Origin of the sequence: Lacticaseibacillus chiayiensis (assembly GCF_004123795.1) — a bacterium.
GTDB classification, from domain to species: domain Bacteria; phylum Bacillota; class Bacilli; order Lactobacillales; family Lactobacillaceae; genus Lacticaseibacillus; species Lacticaseibacillus chiayiensis.
Map to the genome: position 1 here is coordinate 12,770 of NZ_MSSM01000027.1, position 21,956 is coordinate 34,725.

Here is a 21,956-nt window from a genome sequence, read left to right on the forward strand (position 1 = left end):
CATGACCAATCTCGTTGAATTAACCCAAGTAACGAAAATTTACGGCAGCGGCCGCACTGCAGTCACGGCCTTACAACCAACTGATTTTGTTCTGAAAGCAGGCGAATTTGCCGCGATTATCGGCCCTTCAGGCTCAGGAAAAACCACACTGCTCACAATTATCGGTAATTTACAACGTCCTAGTGGCGGCAAGGTCATCATCAATCATCAAGACACCACACATTTCACAGAACATCAACGGACTGACCTGCGTTTCAACACATTCGGCTTCATACTGCAAGCCAGCAATCTGATTCCCTTTTTAACTGTCAAAGATCAGCTAGCATTAGTCGATCGGTTCAATCACCATAAACAGCACAAAATGTCGAAAAGTGAGTTGTTCGACATGCTGGGAATCACCGATCTTGCTAGTAACTACCCGGCTGCACTTTCTGGTGGTGAACGCCAGCGGGTGGCCATCGCTCGAGCATTGTACAATGACCCGCCGATCGTCTTGGCCGATGAGCCGACCGCCAGCCTAGACACCAAGCGCGCGCTGCAAGTCGTGCAACGACTCGCCGACATTGCCCACAATACCGATCGTGGCGTCATCATGATCACCCACGACACCCGACTACTTGATCCCGTCGATACCGTTTATGAAATGCGCGACGGCCACCTTAAAGCCCTCCCCAATTCCAGTTTGGAAAAGATTCAGGAAACCGCGATTTAGTCAAAATTATTTAATTTTTAGCACTCAATTAAAAACAGTGCTAAAAATTTGCATCATTAACCGGTAAAAGGCTTATAATGAACCTGTATCAAAATTGAGTCTAAATCATGGAGGTAATTCATTATGGCATCAGTAGATCCTGAAAAGACATTGTTTCTCGATGAACCAATGAACAAGGTATTTGACTGGAGCGACAGCGAAGCACCTGTTCGTGACGCGCTGTGGGATTATTACATGGAAAAGAACAGCCGCGACACCATCAAGACCGAGGAAGAAATGAAACCAGTCCTCGACATGTCTGACGATGAAGTCAAGGCACTGGCAGAAAAGCTCCTCAAAAAGTAATCACAAAAAGCTAAACATCATGAACCCCCAACCGCAAAGACGGAAGGGGGTTCTTTTGGTGTGAGCGTGAACTGGCGCGGTTAGGGGCCGGAGTGTAAGTGGCCTTGGGCGTGATGGCGCTCCTTGCCATTGCGACCAAGGTTCTTACATGCAGGCTCCTGTGCCAGTGAGCGCGTTATTGAGCGCCAGCAGGAGCGCTTAGAAATCGGAGTGTAAGTGGCTTTGAAACCCAAATGACCCGGGTTTGGCCATCACACCCGAGGTCCTTATGTGTAGGTTTCTGAGCTGGTGAGCGCGTTATAGAACATCAAAGTCCCTTACTTAATTACTTCTAATAGAACAACATCCCCTCATCGTGGTCACTTTTGCCATTGCGCCTGAAGCCCTTATACGTAGGTTTCTGGGCTGGTGAGCGCGTTATAGAACATCAAAGTCCCCCTAAACAATTGCCTTTAATACCCCCCTGACAAGCACATTTCCCCCAAAACAGCTTTTCCTTGACCCCAACGCAACGTCACCCTTTAAAGTTATAATAGTCCAAGGGAGGCACGTCATGATCTACTCAACCAAACAGCTCGCCAATCTCGCTGGCGTCACCGTCCGAACGTTACGCTACTACGACAAGATCGGCCTACTGCAGCCGCATCGCAATCCGCTCAACCAATATCGCGTTTATACACAGACAGAAGTTAATCGCTTGCAAGTCATCCGGTTCCTACAGCTCTTCGAAATGCCTCTAGCCACAATCAAAAATCTACTAGATGGCCCAACCGATCAACTAACCGTCGCCCTAACCCGTCAGCGCAAACAAATCATGGCAAAACGCGACCAACTAAGTTTACTGTTGCAAACCTTGGATCAAACTTTAGAAAAAGGGGTCGACACGATGACAGATGATGAGAAGTTCGCAGCGTTCAAAGAGCAAGCTATTAACAACAATGAACAAACTTTTGGCAAAAAAATCCGTGAACAGTATGGTGAGGATATCGTGAATGCCAGTAACGAAAAATTCCGCAAAATGTCGCAAGCACAAGTAGCAAAACTCACTACATTGCAGCAAAAGATTCTAGATGAATTAAAGCCACTTGTCGGTACGACCGACTTCAACACGCCAGAAGCCAAACATCTTTTCAAGCTGCATAAACAATTTCTGCAGCTCACTTGGCCATCCGAACAATACTCGCCAAAAGCCCATCGCGGTCTTGCTGCCATGTATGTTTCGGATCCACGTTTCAGCAAATATTATGAAGATGGTACCGGTAAAAAAGGTGCCGCTGAGACGCTCAACGCCATTATTCGCCATTACACACGGTAGTTTGGAAAGTTCGACAATTTTGTCTTCTGAATGCGAAAAAAGTCATTAAATGCAAGTCAGAAATCAAGATTGACAAAAAGGATGGTGACATAGTGTCACCATCCTTTTTGTCAATCCTATTGGTTGAATAGTCGCTTAAATTCATTTTGCGCTTGAGGAAATGCGCCGCCAAGTCAGTAATAAACTTCCTTCAAATACAATCCCGAAGCCGGAGCCGTTCCTCTCGCCTGTTGTCGATCCTTAACCGCAAAAAGCCGTTCAAAATCATGGACTTCGCGCCGGCCGTTACCAATCTCGAGCGCCGTGGCGACCAGTATTCGCACCATGTTGTACAAGAAGCCGTTGCCATAAAATTCAAAAATCAGTTCATTTGTTGCCGTATCTTCGCGAACCGTGGCCTCGTAAATCGTCCGAACCTTATCTTTAATCACACCTCCACTGGCTGCGAAACTCGTGAAGTCGTGCGTTCCGATGAGATCCTTTAAGGCTACTTCGATTCGCGCAACATCCAGCTTATAAGGATAGTGGCCAGTGTAAAGCCGATTAAACGGATTTGTGTAATAGCCGCGCGCAACCCGATACATGTAACGCTTACCTTTAGCCGAGTATCGCGCATGAAAATCCGCCGCAACAATTTCCGCCTTCAAAATCTCAATATCTAAAGGCATTAGCGAATTCATCGCTCGCAGCATTGACTCTGCAGGAATATTTCCCGGGTAATCAAAGCTAATCACCTGGCCCAAAGCGTGAACGCCTGAATCGGTACGTCCGGAACCATCCACATGCACCGGTTGGCCTTTCGTCATTTTAGTCAAGGCATTTTGCAACACGCCTTGGACCGTCCGTTGTTTTGGCTGAACCTGATAGCCGGCAAAGTTAGTGCCATCATAAGCCAATGTCACTTTATAATGCGTCAAAAACTATATTTCCTTTCTAATACGCCCGCAGCAAAAGCAACAACCCAGTCAAAACCGCCATACCAGCGGCAGCTATCCAGTCGCGCTGGTGGTAACGCAAAATCCGATACTTCGTGCGATCGTCGCCACCTTGATAGCCACGCGCCTCCATCGCCGTTGCCAGTTCATCCGCAGTGGTAAAACTAGAAACAAACAGTGGAATCAGCAATGGCACGACAGCCTTCATCTGTTGGAAAATGTTGCCTTCACCGAAATCAACACCGCGCGCACGCTGCGCATTCATAATTTTAGTCGTCTGATCCATCAGTGTTGGTACGAAGCGCAAGGCAATTTGCAAAACCAACGCCAGCTCAGTGACTGGTACCCGAATCACGCGTAATGGCTTGAGCAAGCTTTCAACCGCATCCGCTAACGACAAAGGCTGTGTCGTCAACGTTAGCAAGGTCGACATGAAAATGATCAGCACAAACCGAACGAAAATAAAGGCACCATTGATCAACCCGAGCTTCGTGATCCACAACCAGCCCCAATGCCAGTAAACCATACCGCCGCGCACAAATAAAACCTGGAGAGCAACGGTAAACAGAATCAACCAAATCAGCGGGCGCACCCCACGCAGGAAAAAACCAATCCGAATACCAGATAGCCAAATCATGAATAAGGTGGCAACGAACATCATTAAATATGTCTGCCAGTTGTTGGCGAGAAAAACAATCCCGATATAATAGAAGCTCGCCATTAATTTAGTCCGTGGATCCAACTGATGAATCCATGAATGACCCGGAATATACCGGCCAAGCAACAGTTTATCCATGCTGGCCACCCCCAATCTGTGGCAACAGCTGATCAGCCAGCTCCGTCTCGGTTAACGGCCGGGGATCGAAATGGAATCCTTTTGCTATCAATTGTTGGGCCATTTGGGCGGTTTTAGGCAGCCCCAACTGGTTGGCTTTCAACCATGCCGGGTCACTGAAGATTTCCCGCGGCGTGCCCGTTTTAATTAGGCGTCCCTCAGCCATCACCCAGACGGTGTCGGCATAATCAGCCACGTCATCCATTTGATGGGTCACCAGGACAATGGTTTGGCCTTGTTCCCGATGTAGGCGTTCAAACATTGTCATCATTTCATGGCGACCAGCCGGATCCAATCCAGCCGTGGGTTCATCAAGCACCAAAACTTCAGGCTGCATCGCCAATACCCCGGCAATGGCAACCCGCCGCATTTGCCCACCAGATAAATCAAAAGGCGACTTTTCTAACACATCATGCGGCAATCCAACCATGGCGACCATTTTGTCAGCCAACGCCAAAGCGTCCTTTTCACTCACACCGAAATTCTGCGGACCAAACGCAATGTCTTTGGCGACAGTTTGTTCAAACAACTGGTTTTCGGCAAACTGAAACACCATGCCAACTTTTTGCCGCAATGGTTTTAAATTTTTATTATTCGTTTCGTTGGTGATCACCTTGTCACCAATTGTCACCGTACCAGATGTGGGCTTTAACAACGCATTCAGGTGCTGAAGAATAGTTGATTTGCCAGATCCTGTATGCCCGATAATCGCAGTATAGCTGCCATCATGAATCGTGCCGGAGACATCTTTAATACCGTCACCGGCGAAAGGCGTACCTGCCTGATAGGTAAAGCTCACATGGTCGAATGTAATGTCCACAGGTAGTCTACCAACCTTTCATTGTCCAAATATGCTTTCGGCATTGCCACCCCACGCTGAATCAAGGCATCTTTTAGCTTCTCCGAATACGGAACGTCCAATCCCAAGCGCAACAAATCCGTACCATGGGCAAAGATATCGCTCGGCGTCCCAATTTCGTTAATTTTACCGTCGTTAAGCAAAATAATCCGATGAGCTACCGCGGCTTCGTCAATATCGTGCGTAATCGACAGGACAGTCAGGTTAAGTTCGTCTTTTAACTCACGAATGACCCCTAAAACTTCCTGGCGACCAGCCGGATCCAACATTGACGTTGATTCATCCAAAATAATAATCTCCGGCCGCTGGGCAATAATACCGGCAATCGCAACTCGTTGCTTTTGACCACCTGACAACCGCGCCGGCTCCCGATCGGCAAATGCTGTCATGCCAACCCGTTCCAGCGACTCGTCAACGCGTTTAACCATTTCATCACGGGGAACACCCCGATTTTCCAAGCCAAACGCGACATCATCAGCCACCGTTGCGCCAACAAATTGATTATCAGGATTTTGAAAAACAATGCCGACTTTAGCGCGAATGTCCCAGACTGTTTCTTCGCTGAGCGTCATTCCGGCGACTTCGACCGTGCCCGACTCAGGCGCCAGCAACCCATTCAAATTCTTAGCCAGCGTACTTTTGCCGCTGCCATTATGCCCGATAATGGCCAGCCATTCACCCTTAGCTACATCAAAAGAAACATCCGTCAGAGCTTGATGTTTTGCTTCGGGATAAGTGTAATTCAAGTGTTGAACACGAATGACGTTGCCCACGATGCCCCTTCTTCCTACGCTTTGTATACCGAACAATAATACCATATTTTACTGAGTTGTTGGGAATAAGCACTTGCACTCATATGATCAATTGGTGACCGTAATGCTGCATAGGTATTTGTCCCATTTTATAGACTTTTTGTCCCAAACCGTGTTATTCTGTTTTTGAGGTGAAACCCCATGAAAAAAAAGGACATCATCAACCTAATCAAAGCTCACTACGATCAGGATGAGCTTCTATTTCGCAGTACGACCAATGATATAGCCCGGGACTTTGATGCCAGTGGTGACCACCAACTGGCACAATACATCATGACCTTCTTGTCAAGCGCCAATACATTTGTGCCGCAAGCGTATACGTTCGAAAGCCCGTTCTTCAAGACTGTCAACACAAATACCGGCGCACTCCCTCTGCCAACACCCATTGCAGACGACATTAAGGGAATCATCAATGCTGTCAATCACCACGTCGGCATTCATAAGTTTCTTTTTGAAGGTGCTCCTGGTACCGGTAAAACCGAGTCCGCCAAACAAGTTGCTCGGCTACTTTCTCGTAAACTCTACATGGTCGATTTTAACAGCCTGATCGACAGCATGATGGGGCAAACTGCTAAGAATATTGCAGCAGTTTTCAATGAAATCAACCGCATGCCCGCGCCTGATCAAGCAGTTATTTTATTCGATGAAATTGACGCAATTGCACTGGATCGTGTGAATACCAACGATCTCCGAGAAATGGGTCGAGCCACCTCCAGCGTTTTGCAAGCGCTTGATCGCGTCAATGAAGATGTTGTCGTGATTGCTACCACTAACCTCTATAAACAGTTAGACCGCGCATTTATTCGTCGTTTCGACAGCGTTATTGACTTTGATCGTTATACTCAGGAAGACAAGCTGGACATCGCCGGGATTCTGTTGAATAACGACTTAAAGAAATTCAAAAATGCCAGCAGGGATATGAAGCTCGTTCGTAAGATTCTTAACAGTATGCCCAGTATTCCTAATCCTGGTGAATTAAACAACCTGCTTAAAGTATCCTTGGCCTTTAGTGACCCAGACGATCCTCAAGATTACCTCCGGCGATTATACCGAACAACGCAAAATATCAGTGAGATGCCTAGCTTCCTGCAACTCAAAAAACAAGGCTTTACACTCCGCGAAATCGGCGTATTAACCGGTGTTTCTAAGAGCCAGGTCGCGCGTGAATTGAGAGGTGCTTCCGATGAATGATGTCTTGACGTTAAAGGGCAAATTTGAGCATCGCAGTAATTCCGGCGGTGGAGGCAGCCCGCGATTACCCCAAGATACACATGTTTCAGCTGACCATGTTCTTAGTCTAATTCAGGATCTGAAAACCACCCAAGCTTTCTGGAAAAAGAACAATTTATTAGACAAATATCTAATTAGTGCCCATTACATTAAAGTCGCTGCCAAAAGCAATCGTATTCAAGGCTTTTTTGCGTATCACAAGGAAAACCCCAACAACGCGATTGTCGGGGCCAAATTTGCGGCTGGGCCAGTCCATGTCATCACTTATTTTGTCTCGCCCGAAAGTGTCAGCCGTTCAATCGTCATCGCTACCCAAGTGGCAACCATTCTGGAAGCTGAGTTTGGTGGTGCCACCACGGCCGAGACTTTTAACAATCCCAAGTCATTTGCGTCTATTGATTTCAAAAAGTACAGCATTCCTAAAACAACTTTTCAACAATTTGTGGTTGATGCACATTATGTGGACCACTTTGGTATCGAATCCGGGCGCTTACCACAAATGCAAAGTGCCATCGTTTCGCTCTATGACACCCAGCAGCCAATTCTGCCACTGTTAAAAAAACTCGGTATCACTGCCGATAGACTCGATATGTTGGACGATACAACTATCAGGCTTGATGCAGGTGAAGTGACAATGCTTATGGAAAAAGCCCCATTCCTTGTCGCTATGGCTACGACAGATCTTTCCAAATTGTCACCAACTGCTTTTCATGATCCGGAAACGTTAACTATGGGCCAGATTCCCGAACCTAAGAATGAACCTACGATTGGCGTCATTGACACGCTCTTCGATGATCATGTGTATTTCAACAAATGGGTCACCTACACACAAATGATTGATCCTAACATTCCCATTGATCGTGGTGATTATTACCATGGAACCGCGGTCACATCAATCATAGTCGATGGATCAAGTCTGAATCCGTCACTCGATGACGGCTGCGGACGCTTCAAGGTACGTCATTTTGGCGTTGCTACTAGCCGCGAGTTCAGTTCTTTTGAGGTCATCAAGTCGATTAAACAAATCGTTGCCTCCAATCCTGACATTCATGTGTGGAATTTATCACTGGGATCAAAAAACGAGGTAAACCCAAATTTTATCTCAGCGGAAGCATCTGTTTTGGATCAGCTACAGTACAAATACAATGTTATCTTCGTTATCGCGGCAACCAATAAGGAAGCTGCAGATGCTCCAAAAAGAATCGGCGCCCCAGCTGATTCCATTAACTCGTTGGTGGTAAGTTCCGTGGATAGACATCAACAGCCAGCAGCCTACTCACGTGAAGGAATCGTCCTTGAATTTTTCACCAAACCCGATGTGAGCTATTACGGCGGCGTGGGCAATGATTTAATCCGCGCGGTAGAACCCATCAGCGGCGGTGTCCAGGTGGGTGGCACATCGTTCGCTGCGCCTTGGATCAGCCGCAAACTTGCTTATCTAATTGAAGTGCTTGGACTAAGTCGTGAAGTCGCTAAAGCAATGGTGGTCGATTCAGCGATCGGCTGGCATCCAGAACTGAGCAAGCAAGCACTTGCTTTGCGCGGCAACGGGGTCGTGCCACTAAACATCCAAGACATCCTGCACACAAGGGATGATGAAATTAAATTCGTCATTCAAGGTGCCGTGACGCAATGGGAAACCTACAACTATCAATTGCCCGTTCCCGTTGTGGCTAACAAACAACCGTACGTGGCGAAGGCAACATTGTGCTATTTTCCGAAATGTTCGCGTAACCAAGGCGTTGATTACACGAATACAGAGCTTGACCTTTATCTTGGTCGTATCAACGACAAAGGCAAGATCAAAAGCATTAACGAGAATGTCCAAAGTTTTGATAACACTCACCGGGTGAACGAAAGTGATGCCCGCGAGAATTTTCGCAAGTGGGACAACATCAAACATATTAGTGAAGTGTTGAAACCTAACGCCCGAGCGAAAAAGGTATATTCGAATCCAATGTGGGGAATCAGTTTAAAAACCAAAGAACGTCTAAGCAACCATGACGGTGAGCATATTCGTTTTGGTCTCGTTGTCACGCTCAAAGAGATCAACGGCGTGAACCGGATCGACGACTTTATTCAGCAAGCGAGCCTTAAGGGCTGGTTGATTAACCGCATTGATGTCGCTAATCGGGTTAAAATTTATAATCAAGCTGAAGAGGATGTCCATCTAGAATAGTGGCATCACCTTTCCAGAAAGAGAAACAAAGTCGGCCGAAAATTCCACTCGGTCGGCTTTGTTTTTAAAATTGAAAACAATGTTCTGATATCTCGTTGTACTCGGCGTCATTTAGCCATTCTTTAAGATGATATCAACACGTCATTTAATCGGTGCCTGATGCTGAGTAACAAAACCACCATAAAAGAAACAATCAGCTAAAACTCTTTTTCGATAATATCTTGCTTCGTACTTAAAAAGGCAAAGACGGCAACAACGATCGCACCAAGTACCATCAGGATCCAAGCTTCCCACCGTGTTGGATCAGTTTGAAGCACCGCAATGCCGACGTGACTTTTGCCATTCACAATCCAAAGATTCTGGCGCAACATTTGGACAAGGAAAATGAAGAAAACTGCCCAAATCATGCGCCCGCCTTTTCTAAACAATCCGACATAGGCAGAGACCATGCCAGCCGGAAAGATGCTTAAGAAGCTCAGCATCATCAATAATAGAATACCAGCCGTCGATTTCGGCAATGCCTGTGTTGCAAGCGGGTACCATTGAGCCAGCCCGACCATCGCAATCCAAAGTGTAAAAAGTGGGATTAAAGTTTGAATCAGTTGCGGGTACTTTTTCTGTTTGCGAGACTGTCTGCCGGTTAAGAAGCCGCAAACAATCGCAATCATCCACACGTCACGCAGCCATGTCACGGTCGCGTTACCATTGGCATCTCGATACACGCTTGGAATAAAGGGGCCGCCGAAGCTTCCTACGTTGGGCGGCATCACGTTGATCACCAAGACCACAAGCATCACGACAAGCGTTAGCCAGATCCCCACGACCAGCAAGCCGATCTGCCATGGCGCGCATTGTTTCAACCAATTGTGCATGTCATTCACCCCCGATAGTGTGCAGTATACAGGAAAAATGATGGCTGTGCTGGATCGTTGATGACTTTTTGGCCGCTAGCAATATGGATATTGGGAAGATCGAAGGTGTCTGGATAATAAGAAAAAGTGGCAGTAAAAAGGAATCGCTTCGAGTTTGGGCGATTGCTTTTTACTGCCACTTGGGTGTGGTTGTGTTGTTTGGCTTATTGGGGATGCTGTTGAAGGCAGGTGAGGTTTAGGTTTTGCTCTCTATAACGCGTTCACCAGCGCAGAAACCTGCATGTAAGGACCCCAGATCACAATGGCCAAAGGGCTTCGCGCAACGTACAAAAAGTCTGTTCTATTGAAGGCAAAGTATGGGTTTGTCTTCCGTTTTCTATAACGCGCTCGCCAGCGCAGAAGTCTGCATGTAAGGACCCCAGACCACAATGGCCAAAGACCAGCCATTGTGGTCTGGGGCCACTTACACTCCGGTTTCTAACCGGGCTGGCTCACGCTCACACAAAAAAATCATTTAATGATGGAGACATCGGTTGCCCGGTGCTCTCAAGCTAGACTAAGCAGGACTGAGCCTGCCATCATCGTAACGCTCCATCGATCAAATGATCAAAGTTGGTTGACCTTCAAGGGCCAGCCGGTTTTTAACTGTGTTTAGACGAGCTCAATGATAACCATTGGGGCACCGTCACCGCGACGTGGCGCAGTCTTCAAGATGCGGGTGTACCCGCCATTGCGATCTGCGTATTTTGGTGCCAAGTCACTGAACAGCTTTTGCAAAGCGGACTTCACAATAACACTGTCTTCCTGTTCCTCGACACTTGCAATTTCGTTGCGGACATAAGCTGCTGCTTGGCGGCGTGCATGTAAATCGCCACGCTTGCCCAAAGTGATCATCTTTTCAGCAGTCGAACGAACTTCCTTAGCGCGGGCTTCGGTTGTGACGATCCGTTCATTGATCAGCAGATCAGTTGTCAGATCACGCAACATTGCTTTACGCTGTGAGCTGGTCCGCCCTAATTTACGGTAACTCATGGATTGGCCTCCTTTTCGAAATTTTAGTCTTCTTTACGCAAACCTAAGCCAAGATCAGCCAACTTGTTTTTAACTTCTTCAAGTGACTTACGGCCTAAGTTGCGCACTTTCATCATATCGGCTTCTGTTTTGTTGGTTAACTCCTGGACCGTGTTGATCCCGGCACGCTTCAAACAGTTGTAAGAACGAACCGACAAGTCAAGCTCTTCGATGGTCATCTCAAGCATCTTTTCCTTGTGCGTTTCTTCTTTTTCAACCATAATTTCGGCGTTTTTAGCCTCATCCGTCAGATTGACGAAAATATCCAGGTGTTCGGTCAGGATCTTCGCTGCTAAGCTGATGGCTTCACGTGGTGAGATTGAGCCATTAGTCCAAACATCCAGCGTTAACTTGTCGAAATCATTCCGACGGCCAACACGGGTGCTTTCAACTTGATAGTTAACCCGGCTGATCGGGGTGAAAATCGAGTCGATCGGCAAAACACCGATTGGCATGTCATCAGACTTGTTCTGGTCAGCTGCCACATACCCGCGACCCTTTTTAACAGTCATACGTACATGGAAGTGCCCGCCGTCTGCAACAGTACAGATATACTGTTCAGGATTTAAGACCTCAACATCAGGATCAGTGACGATATCAGCAGCAGTTACCTTAGCCGGACCGTTGACATCAATTTCGATGTTCTTATCTTCATCGGTATTCATCTTGAGTGCCAATTTTTTGATATTCAAAATGATTTGGGTGACATCTTCCAGCACACCATCGATTGTCGAGAACTCATGAAGCACCCCGTCAATCTGAATGCTGCTGACAGCTGCGCCCGGTAATGAAGAAAGAAGGATCCGCCGCAACGAGTTACCTAACGTAGTACCGTAGCCGCGTTCCAACGGTTCAACCACAAACTTGCCATAGTTGGTGCTTTCATCAACTTTGGTAATGTTCGGCTTTTCGAATTCGATCATCTAGTTTGTACCCCTTTCAAAACGAGAAGTGAAGATTTGTCTGCCTGACCGCCATAACGGTCGAAGGGTAACAATTAAACACGACGACGCTTTGGAGGACGAGAACCGTTATGCGGAACCGGTGTAACATCACGGATCGCAGTAACTTCAAGACCTGTTGCCTGAAGCGAACGGATTGCAGCTTCACGACCAGAGCCAGGGCCCTTAACCGCAACTTCAACCGACTTCATGCCATGTTCCATTGATTCCTTCGCAGCCGCTTCAGCTGCCATCTGCGCAGCAAATGGCGTTGACTTACGACTACCTTTAAAACCGAGTGCACCAGCAGAGGACCAAGCGATCGCATTGCCGCGAGGGTCCGTGATCATTACTAAGGTGTTGTTGAAGGTTGAGTGGATATGAGCCACGCCAGATTCAACGTTCTTGCGGACACGGCGCTTCCGCGTAGTTTTTCTACCTGCCATCGATCAATGACCTCCTTTAATTATTTTTTCTTGCCTGCCATGCTTGCTTTCTTCCCTTTACGGGTGCGAGCATTGTTTTTGGTGTTTTGCCCACGAACCGGCAAGCCACGACGATGACGGATGCCGCGATATGAACCGATTTCCATCAAACGTTTGATGTTCAAGTTCACTTCACGACGGAGATCGCCTTCAATTTTGTATGAATCCAAAGCTGCACGAATCTTGTCTTCTTGTTCTGGGGTTAGGTCATCTTGACGAACGTCTTCCGGAACACCGGCAGTCTTGAGAACCTTTTGAGCGGTTGTCTTGCCAACACCATAAATATAGGTTAAGGCAATGACGATTTGCTTACCACGTGGTAAGTCGACACCTGCGATACGAGCCATGTACAATGACACCTCCTATTGTTTTAGTTTGTATTATCCCTGACGCTGTTTATGCTTTGGGTTTGCAGAGCAGATAATCATGACCCGACCCTTACGACGGACCACTTTGCAGTGCTCGCACATCTTTTTAACAGATGGACGTACTTTCATGAGAATATAGCCTCCTTGAGTTGGCAACTACTTGAAACGGTAGGTGATCCGGCCTTTGGTCAAATCATAGGGTGACAACTCAACCGTTACCTTGTCCCCTGGTAAGATTCGAATATAGTGCATCCGAATTTTACCGGAAACATGGGCGAGAATTTCCGCACCGTTTTCAAGTTTGACTTTGAACATCGCGTTGGGTAAGGTATCCGTCACGGTGCCTTGGATCTCAATTACATCGTCTTTTGCCACGAAGTGTTTCCTCCTAAAAATTATTGGTTCTATTAACGCGCGAAAAGGGTGAGGCCGATTGGCACTCACCGCATACCGCGATATTGTACCATAATTCTTCGACTTTGAAAACAGTCATGAGGGGCGTGCAATCGTCCAAGCACTTATTTTGCCACAGTCGCCAAAATCGCTTTGATATCATCAAACACTTTGTCAATGTCCTGGTCGCCATTAACCGTGTGCAACAGGTTCTTCTTTTTGTAGAAGTCCAATAGCGGTGTGTTCATCTCGATATTGACTTTAAGTCGATTCTTAACCGTTGCCGGCTTGTCATCTTCACGTTGGTAAAATTCATGACCGCCGCAACGATCACAAGTGCCGGCAACCTTTGGCGGATTGTAGATTTTGTGATAAGTGGCTCCGCATGTCTTACAGATAAACCTACCAGACAAACGGTCAACCAATTTTGCAGGCGCAACATCAATGTTGATAACAGCATCTAACGGCTTCTTAAGATCAGCTGTGATCGTTTCGAGTGCCTCTGCTTGTTGAATGGTGCGCGGAAAGCCGTCAAGCATATAACCGGCGTCGGTATCGGATTCAGCAAGGCGTTCCTTGACAATGCCGTTGGTCACGGAGTCCGGTACCAACTGTCCTTTATCAATAAACCCCTTTGCTTCTTTACCCAATGCCGTGCCAGCAGCCATCGCAGCTCGAAACATATCTCCGGTAGAAATATGTGCAATCGGATAAGTATCCTCGATCCGTTCTGCCTGCGTGCCTTTCCCTGCACCGGGAAGTCCCATTAAAATGAGATTCACGTTGCATCCTCCTCTAAACATACACACACCAGCGCAGCAGCGAAGTCTTGGATTCAAACAAAATGTCTGAATTTTCTGACTGCCAAGTGCACTAGCCTATACACTGCTTTTGCCGCGTTAGCCAATTCAAAAATCGAACCGGGTAACGTACAATTTTGTTTACTTCTTCTGATCATCCTTAACCAAATCACCACGGATAAAGCCGACATACTCACGTTTCATGAGTAACCCGTCTAACTGCCGAACTAATTCAATCGCGGTCATAACAACAATCAGTAGACTGGTACCACCAAGCCCAATTGATTGTGGCAGGCCCCAAATATTAGCAGCAAGTTGCGGTAGTAAGGCAACCAAACCGAGGAATAGTGCGCCGACTGTCGATAAACGCATGAGCAGTCGCGAGATATAATTCTCGGTTTCCTTCCCCGGCCAAACACCGGGAATGTAACTACCTTGTTTGGTGAGGTTTTCTGCGACCTTTTCGGGATTTACCTGAACGAATGCATAGAAGAATGTGAACAGGATAATCAAAATCGTATAGATCGCAGTTCCGGCTGGTTTTTGCATATTGAAGATGTTCGTCATGACCTGATACCAGCCATCACTACCATGATTCTTCTGAAAAGCCATTAAGATTGTCTGCGGCGTTACAATGAAAGAACTCGCAAAAATAACCGGAATAACACCGGCAACGTTCACCTTAAGTGGAAGGTAACTATTGCTACCTGCACTAGTAACGCGGCGGGTATACTGAATCGGAATCTTGTAGTTTGCTTGTTGAACCCAAGTGACGAAAGTGATCACGATAATCACAATCACTGCCAAGGCGGCTAAGAACGCAATTCCTTTCCAGATCTCGGCGCCGGAATATACTTGAACATTGTCCCGATATAACTCCTGAAGACCTGAAGGCAGACGTGCAATGATCCCTGAGAAGATCAGTAGCGAAACACCATTACCAAGTCCCTTATCGGTGATTTGCTCACCCATCCAAGTCAGCAGCATTGTACCGCCGGTGAGGATGATACCAATCGTAATGTAGGTGCTAACAGACGGATTCTTGACCAAGCCCATCGAACTTAATGTTTGAAAGCCGGCTGTGATCCCAATTGCCTGAAAGAACCCAAAAATGATGGTGAGATAACGGGTAACCTGATTCAGCTTGCGCCGACCGACTTCCCCTTGCTTGCTCCACTCAACAAATTTCGGAACGATATCCATTTGCAGTAGCTGAACCACAATCTGCGCCGTAATATACGGCGAAACCCCCATTGAAAAGATGGAGTATTGCGCAAGTCCGCCACCGCTGACGGTATCCAGCAGTGAGATCAAGCCTGTCGAGCCAATTGACTGCAGTGCTTTGGCATTAACGCCTGGCACTGCGATCAGTGTACCTAATCGATAGACCAATAAAACCGCTAAAGTGAAGAAGATCTTGTTACGGATGTCTTTAACCTTGAGCGCGTTTTTTAGGGTCCTCAGCATTAGATCACCTCAATCGAACCGCCAGCTGCTTCAACAGCAGCCTTTGCTGCGGTTGAAGCTTTTGCAACCTTAATGGTCAATTTTTTCTCAAGTTTGCCGTCTGCCAGCAACTTGACACCGTTCTTTTCGTTCTTAACAATACCAGCATCGATTAAAGATGCTGGTGTTACTTCGGCACCATCGTCGAAGCGGTTAAGATCGGAAAGGTTAACGATTGCGTATTCCTTGCGGTTAATGTTATTGAAACCGCGTTTTGGCATCCGCCGGAACAATGGCATCTGGCCACCTTCGAAGCCAAGACGTGTCTTGCCGCCCTGACGTGCCAATTGACCTTTTGTCCCTTTACCGGCTGTCTTACCTTGACCGCTAGAAGTACCGCGGCCCAGACGTTTGCGGGCATGACGGGAGCCGACACTCGGCTTTAATTCGTGCAATTGCATACTCTTGGGCACCTCCTTGTCGAAATAATGTATTAATCCTTGATTTCTTCAACAGAAACCAAGTGTGAAATTTGGAAAATCGCACCGCGAGTGGCTGCGTTGTCTGGCTTAATTACCGAGCTATTGACCCGATTTAAGCCTAATTCCTTCACAATCTTACGTTGCTTAGGAAGACGGTGGGCAGCACTACGGGTCAAAGTAATCTTCAATTGAGCCATGTGTTTACCTCCTAGTCTTCAAGCGATGACGCAGAAACGCCGCGCAATTCAGCAACTTGTTCCCGAGTCCGCAATTGTGAAAGGCCGTCCATTGTTGCGCGAATCATGTTGATTGGCGTATTCCGGCCGAGTGACTTACTAGTGATATCGGCAATGCCGGCAAGTTCCATGACGGAACGGATAGCACCACCAGCAGCAACCCCGGAACCTTCTTCAGCAGGCTTCAACAGCACTTCACCAGCACCAAAGTGGCCGATAACTTCGTGAGGAATGGTTGTTCCCACGATCGGTACTTCAATGAGGCTCTTCTTGGCTGCGTCAACCGCTTTACGGATTGCTTCAGGTACTTCTTGGGCTTTACCAGTTGCAAAGCCAACGTGACCGTTCTTGTCACCGACAATTGCAATTGCAGCAAAACGCAGGCGCCGACCACCTTTAACAACCTTTGTAACCCGGTTGATGGCAACGACCTGGTCTTCTAAGTCCAATTGGTTTGGATCGATAAATGATGCCATGTGTTGGTTATCCTCCTTTTTACTAGAATTCGAGGCCATTTTCACGTGCTGCTTCAGCTAACGCAGCAACGCGACCATGGTACAGATAACCACCACGGTCAAAGACCACAACTTTATGACCATCAGCAACAGCGCGCTTGGCGATCAGTGCGCCAACCTGTGCAGCTGCATCGGTCTTGTTTTCAGGATCTTTAATGTCCTTATCAAGAGTGGAGGCACTTGCTAGCGTCACACCCGCTACGTCATCAATTAATTGCGCGTAGATGTTTTTATTGGAACGGAAAACGTTCAAGCGTGGGCGCTCGCTCGTACCAGAAATCTTGCCTCGTACGCGGGCGTGACGCCGTTGCCGAGTCTTGTTCTTATCTGGCTTTGAAATCACAATGTTCACCTCTTGTTAAATTTGTTGAAGGTTACGACTACTTACCAGTCTTACCTTCCTTACGACGGACATGTTCGTCAACGTAACGAATCCCTTTACCCTTATAAGGTTCAGGTGCACGGACGGAACGAACAACGGCTGCGAATTGGCCAACAACCTGTTTTGAGATCCCACTGATGATGATCTGAGTGGTACTTGGAACTTCAACAGTGATCCCTTTTGGTGCGGTCATTTCGACCGGATGCGAGTAACCGACGTTCAAAACAAGCTTTTCGCCTTGTTTTTGGGCACGATAGCCAACACCGACCAGTTTCATTTCCTTCTTGTAGCCTTCGGTAACACCGACGACCATATTGTTTAAGTTGGCACGCATGGTACCGTGGATAGCCTTATACGAATCATCAGGACGGGTGAAACTGATTTCGTCGCCTTCTTGATGCATTTCGATTTCAGGAACAAAATGACGGGTCAATTCGCCTTTGGGACCCTTAACCGTGATATTGTCGCCATCTTTGGTGACGGTGACACCGGCTGGGACTTTAATGACTTTATAACCAATACGACTCACTTATCGGCACCTCCTTTTTGATGTTATGAATTACCAAACGTAAGCGAGTACTTCGCCGCCGACGTTCTTGGCACGAGCTTCCTTGTCGGTGATAACACCTTCGGAAGTTGAGATAATTGCAATTCCTAAACCATTTAAAACCTTAGGAACAGCATCGCTCTTAACGTATGAGCGCAGACCCGGTTTGGAAATCCGCTTCAAGCCGGAGATAACCCGTTCATTGTTCTTACCATACTTCAAGAAAATGCGGATCATGCCTTGCTTATCATCATCGATAACTTCATAGTCACGGATGAACCCTTCACGTTTAAGAATCTCAGAAATGTCTTTCTTCATCTTTGATGCAGGTACGACCAAGGACTCGTGACGCACCATATTAGCGTTACGGATCCGGGTCAAGTAATCTGCGATTGGATCGGTCAAGACCATTGATTTAACCTCCTTTGTCTAGTGATTACCAGCTAGCTTTGCGCATGCCTGGAATTTGGCCGGCATGTGCTAACTCACGAAGGCAAATCCGGCAGAGTTTGAATTTACGATATACGGAATGCGGACGGCCACACCGTTGGCACCGCGTATATTCCTGGACTGCAAATTTTGCAGGCCGACTGTTTTTAGCGATCATTGACTTCTTAGCCAAGTAGCGGACCTCCCTTATTTGGCGAATGGCATCCCGACTTGCGTGAGCAATTCGAGTGCTTCTTCATCAGTATTTGCCGTTGTGACAATAACAACATCCAATCCACGAACCCGATTAACCTTATCGTAATCGATTTCCGGGAAAATCAGTTGTTCCTTAACACCCAACGTATAGTTCCCGCGGCCGTCGAAGGACTTAGGGGAAATACCATGGAAGTCACGCACACGCGGCAGGGAGACATTGATCAGCTTATCTAAGAAATCATACATGCGTTCGCCGCGCAGGGTCACCTTTGCGCCGATTGGCATGCCTTCACGCAGACGAAAGCCCGCGATGCTCTTCTTGGCCTTGGTGATCAGCGGATGCTGGCCAGAGATCAGTGTCAATTCATCAACAGCTTCATCCAGCAACTTAGCATTCTGGGTTGCATCACCAACACCCATGTTCAATACGATCTTTTCGATCTTAGGTGCCTGCATGGTGCTCTTGTAGTTGAACTTGCTTACCAATGCAGGGGCGATTTCTTTGCTATAACGTTCTTCAAGACGATTCTCCATGAAAAAGTTTGTCCTCCTTCCCTATTATTTATCGATTGCGGTGCCAGACTTCTTAGCAATCCGCACTTTGTTCCCATCTTTAACTTCAGAACCGACCCGGGTCGGCTTATTGGTTTCAGGATCCAGAAGCATCACGTTGGACGCGTGAATAGGTGCTTCTTTATCGATGATACCGCCTTGCGGATTGGCGTTGTTCGGCTTTTGGTGCTTCTTGATCATGTTGATGCCTTCAACGACAACTTTATCAGCGCCTTTCAGGACTTTTGTGATCTGGCCTTCTTTGCCGGCATCTTTGCCGCGCATAACCCGCACTTTGTCACCAGTTTTGAACTTCATGTATCGCACCTCCTATTTGGTCAGAATGATTAAAGCACTTCGGGCGCTAAGGAAACGATCTTCATGAAATCGCCGTCACGCAATTCACGTGCCACAGGTCCAAAGATACGAGTCCCACGTGGGCTCTTGTCAGCGTTGATGATGACAGCTGCGTTCTCATCGAATTTGATGTAAGAACCGTCGGCACGGCGAGCACCGGACTTGGTTCGAACAATGACAGCCTTAACAACATCAGCCTTCTTGACAACGCCACCTGGTGTTGCTTGTTTTACAGTTGCGACAACGATATCACCGATGTTACCGGTCTTACGGTATGAACCGCCAAGAACCTTAATCACAAGGATTTCGCGCGCGCCTGAGTTATCTGCTACTTTAAGACGACTTTCTTGCTGAATCACGGATTTGGTCCTCCTTTCATTCTAAAAATGATTAGATGATAACTGCCTTTTCGACAATGTTCAATAAACGGAAACGCTTATTGCGTGATAAAGGACGAGTCTCCGCGATTTGTACAATATCGCCAACTTTAGCGCTATTGTCTTCGTCATGCGCATAAAACTTCTTGGAATACTTAACACGCTTGCCATAAACAGGGTGTGTTTTGTATGTGCTGACTTCCACGGTGATGGTCTTGTCCATTTTATCCGAGACCACGCGGCCTTGATAAACTTTACGAGAATTACGTTCTGCCAAGGTAAATGTCTCCTTTCCGATTATTTATTGAGTTCCTGTTGTCGAAGGACCGTTTTGATCCGTGCAATGTTTTTGCGAACCTGCTTCAAGCGAGCGGTGTTTTCCAATTGGCCAGTTGCCTGTTGGAAACGCAAGTTGAACAGTTCTTCTTTGTATTGCTTCTCTTTGTCGAGCATCTCAGCAGTGGTTAATGCAGTAATTTCTTTAGCCTTCATTTGATTGCCCACCTACTTCCTCGCGTGAAACGATCTTGGTCCGGATTGGGAGTTTGTTGGATGCTAAGCGCAAAGCTTCCTTTGCGACTGCTTCGGATACGCCGCCGACTTCAAACATGATCTTCTCACGTTTAACGACTGCAACCCATCCGGTCGGTGCACCTTTACCATTACCCATCCGGACGCCGACACCTTTAGCGGTGTAGGACTTGTGAGGGAAAATGCGGATCCATACTTTCCCACCACGCTTCATATAACGGGTCATCGCAACACGCGCTGCTTCGATCTGGCGGTTGGTGATCCAATGGGATTCCAATGCTTCCAAACCATATTCGCCGAAGTCAACGTTCTTGCCGCCCTTGGCTGCACCGCGCATCTTCCCACGGAATTCACGACGATGCTTGACACGCTTAGGTACTAACATTGATTATTTCCCTCCTTTCGCACTATTTTGCTGTGGCTTCTCAGGTAAAATTTCACCACGATTGATCCAGGTTTTGATTCCGATCCGGCCATAAGTGGTGGCTGCTTCTTCCCATGCATAGTCAATATCGGCACGCAAGGTGTGCAGCGGTACTAAGCCTTCGTTGTAATGTTCGCGACGAGCGATATCAGCACCGTTCAAGCGACCGGAAGCCTGGGTTTTGATTCCTTTGGCGCCTGCCCGCATGGTCCGTTGCATTGCTTGACGCATCGCACGACGGAATGCAATTCGCTGTTCAAGCTGACGAGCGATGTTTTCGCCGACAAGCTTGGCATCCAGATCAGGTTTCTTGATTTCAATAATGTTGATGTGAACTTGACGACCAGTCAGCTTGTTAAGCTGCTTACGCAAGTTTTCAACTTCAGAACCGCCTTTACCGATAACCATACCCGGCTTAGCAGTATGAATGGAAATGTTGACGCGCTTTGCGGCACGTTCGATTTCAATACGTGATACGGAAGCCTCTGACAGCTTCTTATTGATGAAGTTTCGGATTTCAATGTCTTCATGCAAGTAGTCAGCAAAGTCTTTGTCTGCATACCACTTGGCATCCCAGTCACGGATGACACCGACACGGAAACCGGTTGGATTAATCTTTTGACCCACGCGTTATCCCTCCTTATGCTTCTTTTTCGGATACGACCACGGTGACGTGGCTTGTCCGTTTATTGATCGGTGATGCGCTCCCCTTGGCACGAGGACGGAACCGTTTGAGGGTCGGCCCTTCGTTGACATAAGCTTTGCTTACATAAAGGTTTTGTGCATCTAAGTCATAGTTATGTTCTGCATTCGCAATAGCAGATTTGAGCACTTTCTCGATGATCGGTGAACCGGATCGAGGCGTAAACTCAAGAATTGCCAGAGCTTCAGCAACATCGCGACCACGAATCAAGTCGATTACCAAGCGCGCTTTGCGAGCAGCAATCCGAACTGTTTTGGCCGTTGCCGTTGCAGACGTAATTTGATCAGCCATGAATGTTGTGCTCCTTTCTAGCGTGCTGTTGTCTTCTTGTCATCGGTGTTGTGACCGCGGAAGGTACGCGTAGGAACAAACTCGCCCAACTTGTGACCAACCATGTCTTCACTCACGAAAACCGGGACATGTTTGCGACCATCGTAAACGGCGATGGTGTAACCAATGAAACTTGGAAAAATAGTGGAACGACGCGACCATGTACGAATAACGGTCTTCTTGTCGTTATCTGCCTGCGCTTCAATCTTCTTTAGGAGATGAGCGTCGGCAAAAGGTCCTTTTTTAAGACTGCGACCCATTGTGTGACCTCCTTTAA

The 21,956-nt window shown here is 47.3% G+C and carries 34 protein-coding genes; 5 read left to right on the forward strand and 29 right to left on the reverse strand.

The genetic code is table 11. From position 1 onward, the window contains the following. Position 1 precedes the first annotated feature (1 nt). The 3 genes from BVJ53_RS10040 to BVJ53_RS10055 all read left to right on the forward strand — a co-directional run bounded on the left by BVJ53_RS10040 (position 2) and on the right by BVJ53_RS10055 (position 2,372). Entirely contained in the window at positions 2–712 is a 711-nt protein-coding gene (locus tag BVJ53_RS10040) for an ABC transporter ATP-binding protein (protein ID WP_129302294.1), read from the forward strand. Between the two features lie 123 nt (positions 713–835). Further along, complete coding sequence (locus BVJ53_RS10045; RefSeq protein WP_049170276.1) at positions 836–1,057, forward strand: P8 family protein; 222 nt, start codon at positions 836–838, stop codon at positions 1,055–1,057. A 553-nt stretch (positions 1,058–1,610) separates the two neighbouring features. Continuing rightward, complete coding sequence (locus BVJ53_RS10055; protein WP_129302295.1) at positions 1,611–2,372, forward strand: MerR family transcriptional regulator; 762 nt, start codon at positions 1,611–1,613, stop codon at positions 2,370–2,372. Positions 2,373–2,545: 173 nt separating this feature from the next. On the opposite strand, the gene truA is transcribed toward BVJ53_RS10055, so the two are convergent. From truA to BVJ53_RS10075, 4 genes are read right to left on the reverse strand one after another with little or no spacing between them, the layout of a single operon-like run. After that, complete coding sequence (truA, locus tag BVJ53_RS10060) at positions 2,546–3,289, reverse strand: tRNA pseudouridine(38-40) synthase TruA (RefSeq protein WP_129302296.1); 744 nt, start codon at positions 3,287–3,289, stop codon at positions 2,546–2,548. A gap of 16 nt (positions 3,290–3,305) precedes the next feature. Further along, positions 3,306–4,103: an energy-coupling factor transporter transmembrane component T family protein gene (locus BVJ53_RS10065; RefSeq protein ID WP_129302297.1), complete on the reverse strand. Its 798-nt coding sequence runs from the start codon at positions 4,101–4,103 to the stop codon at positions 3,306–3,308. Further along, positions 4,096–4,962 (reverse strand): energy-coupling factor ABC transporter ATP-binding protein, encoded by an 867-nt coding sequence (locus BVJ53_RS10070; protein WP_129302298.1) that lies wholly within the window; start codon positions 4,960–4,962, stop codon positions 4,096–4,098. Before BVJ53_RS10070 ends, BVJ53_RS10065 begins: the two co-directional genes overlap by 8 nt. Next, positions 4,938–5,774 carry an energy-coupling factor ABC transporter ATP-binding protein gene (locus BVJ53_RS10075; RefSeq protein WP_010492573.1) on the reverse strand — a complete coding sequence of 279 codons (837 nt, stop codon included), beginning with the start codon at positions 5,772–5,774 and terminating at the stop codon, positions 4,938–4,940. The genes BVJ53_RS10070 and BVJ53_RS10075 overlap by 25 nt, the downstream gene beginning before the upstream one ends. Positions 5,775–5,954: 180 nt before the next feature. On the opposite strand from BVJ53_RS10075, the gene BVJ53_RS10080 reads away from it, so the two are divergent. Together BVJ53_RS10080 and BVJ53_RS10085 are read left to right on the forward strand one after the other, a co-directional pair. Continuing rightward, positions 5,955–7,004 carry an ATP-binding protein gene (locus BVJ53_RS10080; protein ID WP_129302299.1) on the forward strand — a complete coding sequence of 350 codons (1,050 nt, stop codon included), beginning with the start codon at positions 5,955–5,957 and terminating at the stop codon, positions 7,002–7,004. Then, on the forward strand, positions 6,997–9,222 hold the full coding sequence (locus BVJ53_RS10085) for a S8 family peptidase (RefSeq protein ID WP_129302300.1): 2,226 nt from the start codon (positions 6,997–6,999) through the stop codon (positions 9,220–9,222). Before BVJ53_RS10080 ends, BVJ53_RS10085 begins: the two co-directional genes overlap by 8 nt. Positions 9,223–9,419: 197 nt before the next feature. On the opposite strand, the gene BVJ53_RS10090 is transcribed toward BVJ53_RS10085, so the two are convergent. From BVJ53_RS10090 to rpsS, 25 genes are all read right to left on the reverse strand, one after another. Further along, positions 9,420–10,094 (reverse strand): hypothetical protein, encoded by a 675-nt coding sequence (locus tag BVJ53_RS10090; protein ID WP_129302301.1) that lies wholly within the window; start codon positions 10,092–10,094, stop codon positions 9,420–9,422. A gap of 651 nt (positions 10,095–10,745) precedes the next feature. Continuing rightward, positions 10,746–11,126 carry a 50S ribosomal protein L17 gene (rplQ, locus tag BVJ53_RS10095; RefSeq protein ID WP_010492577.1) on the reverse strand — a complete coding sequence of 127 codons (381 nt, stop codon included), beginning with the start codon at positions 11,124–11,126 and terminating at the stop codon, positions 10,746–10,748. A 23-nt stretch (positions 11,127–11,149) separates the two neighbouring features. Then, a complete protein-coding gene (locus BVJ53_RS10100) occupies positions 11,150–12,088 on the reverse strand; it encodes a DNA-directed RNA polymerase subunit alpha (RefSeq protein WP_047105402.1) in 939 nt (312 codons plus the stop codon). Positions 12,089–12,162: 74 nt separating this feature from the next. After that, positions 12,163–12,552, reverse strand: a complete 390-nt coding sequence (rpsK, locus tag BVJ53_RS10105) for a 30S ribosomal protein S11 (protein WP_003567514.1) — start codon at positions 12,550–12,552, stop codon at positions 12,163–12,165. Positions 12,553–12,572: 20 nt separating this feature from the next. After that, the gene (gene rpsM, locus BVJ53_RS10110) at positions 12,573–12,938 is read right to left on the reverse strand and encodes a 30S ribosomal protein S13 (RefSeq protein ID WP_129302302.1); all 366 of its coding nucleotides are present in this window, start codon (positions 12,936–12,938) and stop codon (positions 12,573–12,575) included. A 33-nt stretch (positions 12,939–12,971) separates the two neighbouring features. Next, positions 12,972–13,088 carry a 50S ribosomal protein L36 gene (gene rpmJ, locus BVJ53_RS10115; RefSeq protein ID WP_003567518.1) on the reverse strand — a complete coding sequence of 39 codons (117 nt, stop codon included), beginning with the start codon at positions 13,086–13,088 and terminating at the stop codon, positions 12,972–12,974. 27 nt (positions 13,089–13,115) lie between these two features. After that, positions 13,116–13,334 carry a translation initiation factor IF-1 gene (gene infA, locus BVJ53_RS10120; protein WP_003567521.1) on the reverse strand — a complete coding sequence of 73 codons (219 nt, stop codon included), beginning with the start codon at positions 13,332–13,334 and terminating at the stop codon, positions 13,116–13,118. 143 nt (positions 13,335–13,477) lie between these two features. Further along, entirely contained in the window at positions 13,478–14,134 is a 657-nt protein-coding gene (locus tag BVJ53_RS10125) for an adenylate kinase (protein WP_129302303.1), read from the reverse strand. Positions 14,135–14,293: 159 nt separating this feature from the next. Further along, complete coding sequence (secY, locus tag BVJ53_RS10130; RefSeq protein WP_129302304.1) at positions 14,294–15,619, reverse strand: preprotein translocase subunit SecY; 1,326 nt, start codon at positions 15,617–15,619, stop codon at positions 14,294–14,296. Beyond that, positions 15,619–16,059, reverse strand: coding sequence for a 50S ribosomal protein L15 (rplO, locus tag BVJ53_RS10135; protein WP_129302305.1), 441 nt, complete (start codon positions 16,057–16,059; stop codon positions 15,619–15,621). The genes secY and rplO overlap by 1 nt, the downstream gene beginning before the upstream one ends. 32 nt (positions 16,060–16,091) lie before the next feature. Continuing rightward, complete coding sequence (rpmD, locus tag BVJ53_RS10140) at positions 16,092–16,277, reverse strand: 50S ribosomal protein L30 (RefSeq protein ID WP_005686735.1); 186 nt, start codon at positions 16,275–16,277, stop codon at positions 16,092–16,094. An 11-nt stretch (positions 16,278–16,288) separates the two neighbouring features. Next, the gene (rpsE, locus tag BVJ53_RS10145) at positions 16,289–16,792 is read right to left on the reverse strand and encodes a 30S ribosomal protein S5 (RefSeq protein WP_010492603.1); all 504 of its coding nucleotides are present in this window, start codon (positions 16,790–16,792) and stop codon (positions 16,289–16,291) included. Positions 16,793–16,814: 22 nt separating this feature from the next. Continuing rightward, positions 16,815–17,174, reverse strand: coding sequence for a 50S ribosomal protein L18 (gene rplR / locus BVJ53_RS10150; RefSeq protein ID WP_005686733.1), 360 nt, complete (start codon positions 17,172–17,174; stop codon positions 16,815–16,817). A gap of 37 nt (positions 17,175–17,211) precedes the next feature. Continuing rightward, entirely contained in the window at positions 17,212–17,742 is a 531-nt protein-coding gene (gene rplF, locus BVJ53_RS10155; protein ID WP_025012539.1) for a 50S ribosomal protein L6, read from the reverse strand. Between the two features lie 30 nt (positions 17,743–17,772). Further along, positions 17,773–18,171 (reverse strand): 30S ribosomal protein S8, encoded by a 399-nt coding sequence (rpsH, locus tag BVJ53_RS10160; RefSeq protein ID WP_010492608.1) that lies wholly within the window; start codon positions 18,169–18,171, stop codon positions 17,773–17,775. A gap of 25 nt (positions 18,172–18,196) precedes the next feature. Continuing rightward, complete coding sequence (locus BVJ53_RS10165) at positions 18,197–18,382, reverse strand: type Z 30S ribosomal protein S14 (RefSeq protein ID WP_129302306.1); 186 nt, start codon at positions 18,380–18,382, stop codon at positions 18,197–18,199. Between the two features lie 14 nt (positions 18,383–18,396). Next, positions 18,397–18,939 carry a 50S ribosomal protein L5 gene (gene rplE, locus BVJ53_RS10170; RefSeq protein WP_003567542.1) on the reverse strand — a complete coding sequence of 181 codons (543 nt, stop codon included), beginning with the start codon at positions 18,937–18,939 and terminating at the stop codon, positions 18,397–18,399. Positions 18,940–18,963: 24 nt separating this feature from the next. After that, positions 18,964–19,275 (reverse strand): 50S ribosomal protein L24, encoded by a 312-nt coding sequence (gene rplX, locus BVJ53_RS10175; protein WP_129302307.1) that lies wholly within the window; start codon positions 19,273–19,275, stop codon positions 18,964–18,966. 29 nt (positions 19,276–19,304) lie between these two features. After that, positions 19,305–19,673, reverse strand: coding sequence for a 50S ribosomal protein L14 (gene rplN, locus BVJ53_RS10180; RefSeq protein WP_129302308.1), 369 nt, complete (start codon positions 19,671–19,673; stop codon positions 19,305–19,307). 31 nt (positions 19,674–19,704) lie between these two features. Next, positions 19,705–19,968 (reverse strand): 30S ribosomal protein S17, encoded by a 264-nt coding sequence (gene rpsQ, locus BVJ53_RS10185; protein ID WP_005699404.1) that lies wholly within the window; start codon positions 19,966–19,968, stop codon positions 19,705–19,707. 20 nt (positions 19,969–19,988) lie between these two features. Beyond that, positions 19,989–20,183, reverse strand: coding sequence for a 50S ribosomal protein L29 (gene rpmC / locus BVJ53_RS10190; protein WP_005686721.1), 195 nt, complete (start codon positions 20,181–20,183; stop codon positions 19,989–19,991). Then, positions 20,173–20,607 (reverse strand): 50S ribosomal protein L16, encoded by a 435-nt coding sequence (gene rplP / locus BVJ53_RS10195; RefSeq protein WP_129302309.1) that lies wholly within the window; start codon positions 20,605–20,607, stop codon positions 20,173–20,175. Before rplP ends, rpmC begins: the two co-directional genes overlap by 11 nt. A gap of 3 nt (positions 20,608–20,610) precedes the next feature. Then, positions 20,611–21,273: a 30S ribosomal protein S3 gene (rpsC, locus tag BVJ53_RS10200; RefSeq protein ID WP_010492622.1), complete on the reverse strand. Its 663-nt coding sequence runs from the start codon at positions 21,271–21,273 to the stop codon at positions 20,611–20,613. 13 nt (positions 21,274–21,286) lie between these two features. Continuing rightward, the gene (gene rplV, locus BVJ53_RS10205; RefSeq protein ID WP_003567555.1) at positions 21,287–21,640 is read right to left on the reverse strand and encodes a 50S ribosomal protein L22; all 354 of its coding nucleotides are present in this window, start codon (positions 21,638–21,640) and stop codon (positions 21,287–21,289) included. 17 nt (positions 21,641–21,657) lie between these two features. Next, positions 21,658–21,939 carry a 30S ribosomal protein S19 gene (gene rpsS / locus BVJ53_RS10210; protein ID WP_003567557.1) on the reverse strand — a complete coding sequence of 94 codons (282 nt, stop codon included), beginning with the start codon at positions 21,937–21,939 and terminating at the stop codon, positions 21,658–21,660. Between the last annotated feature and the right edge of the window lie 17 nt (positions 21,940–21,956).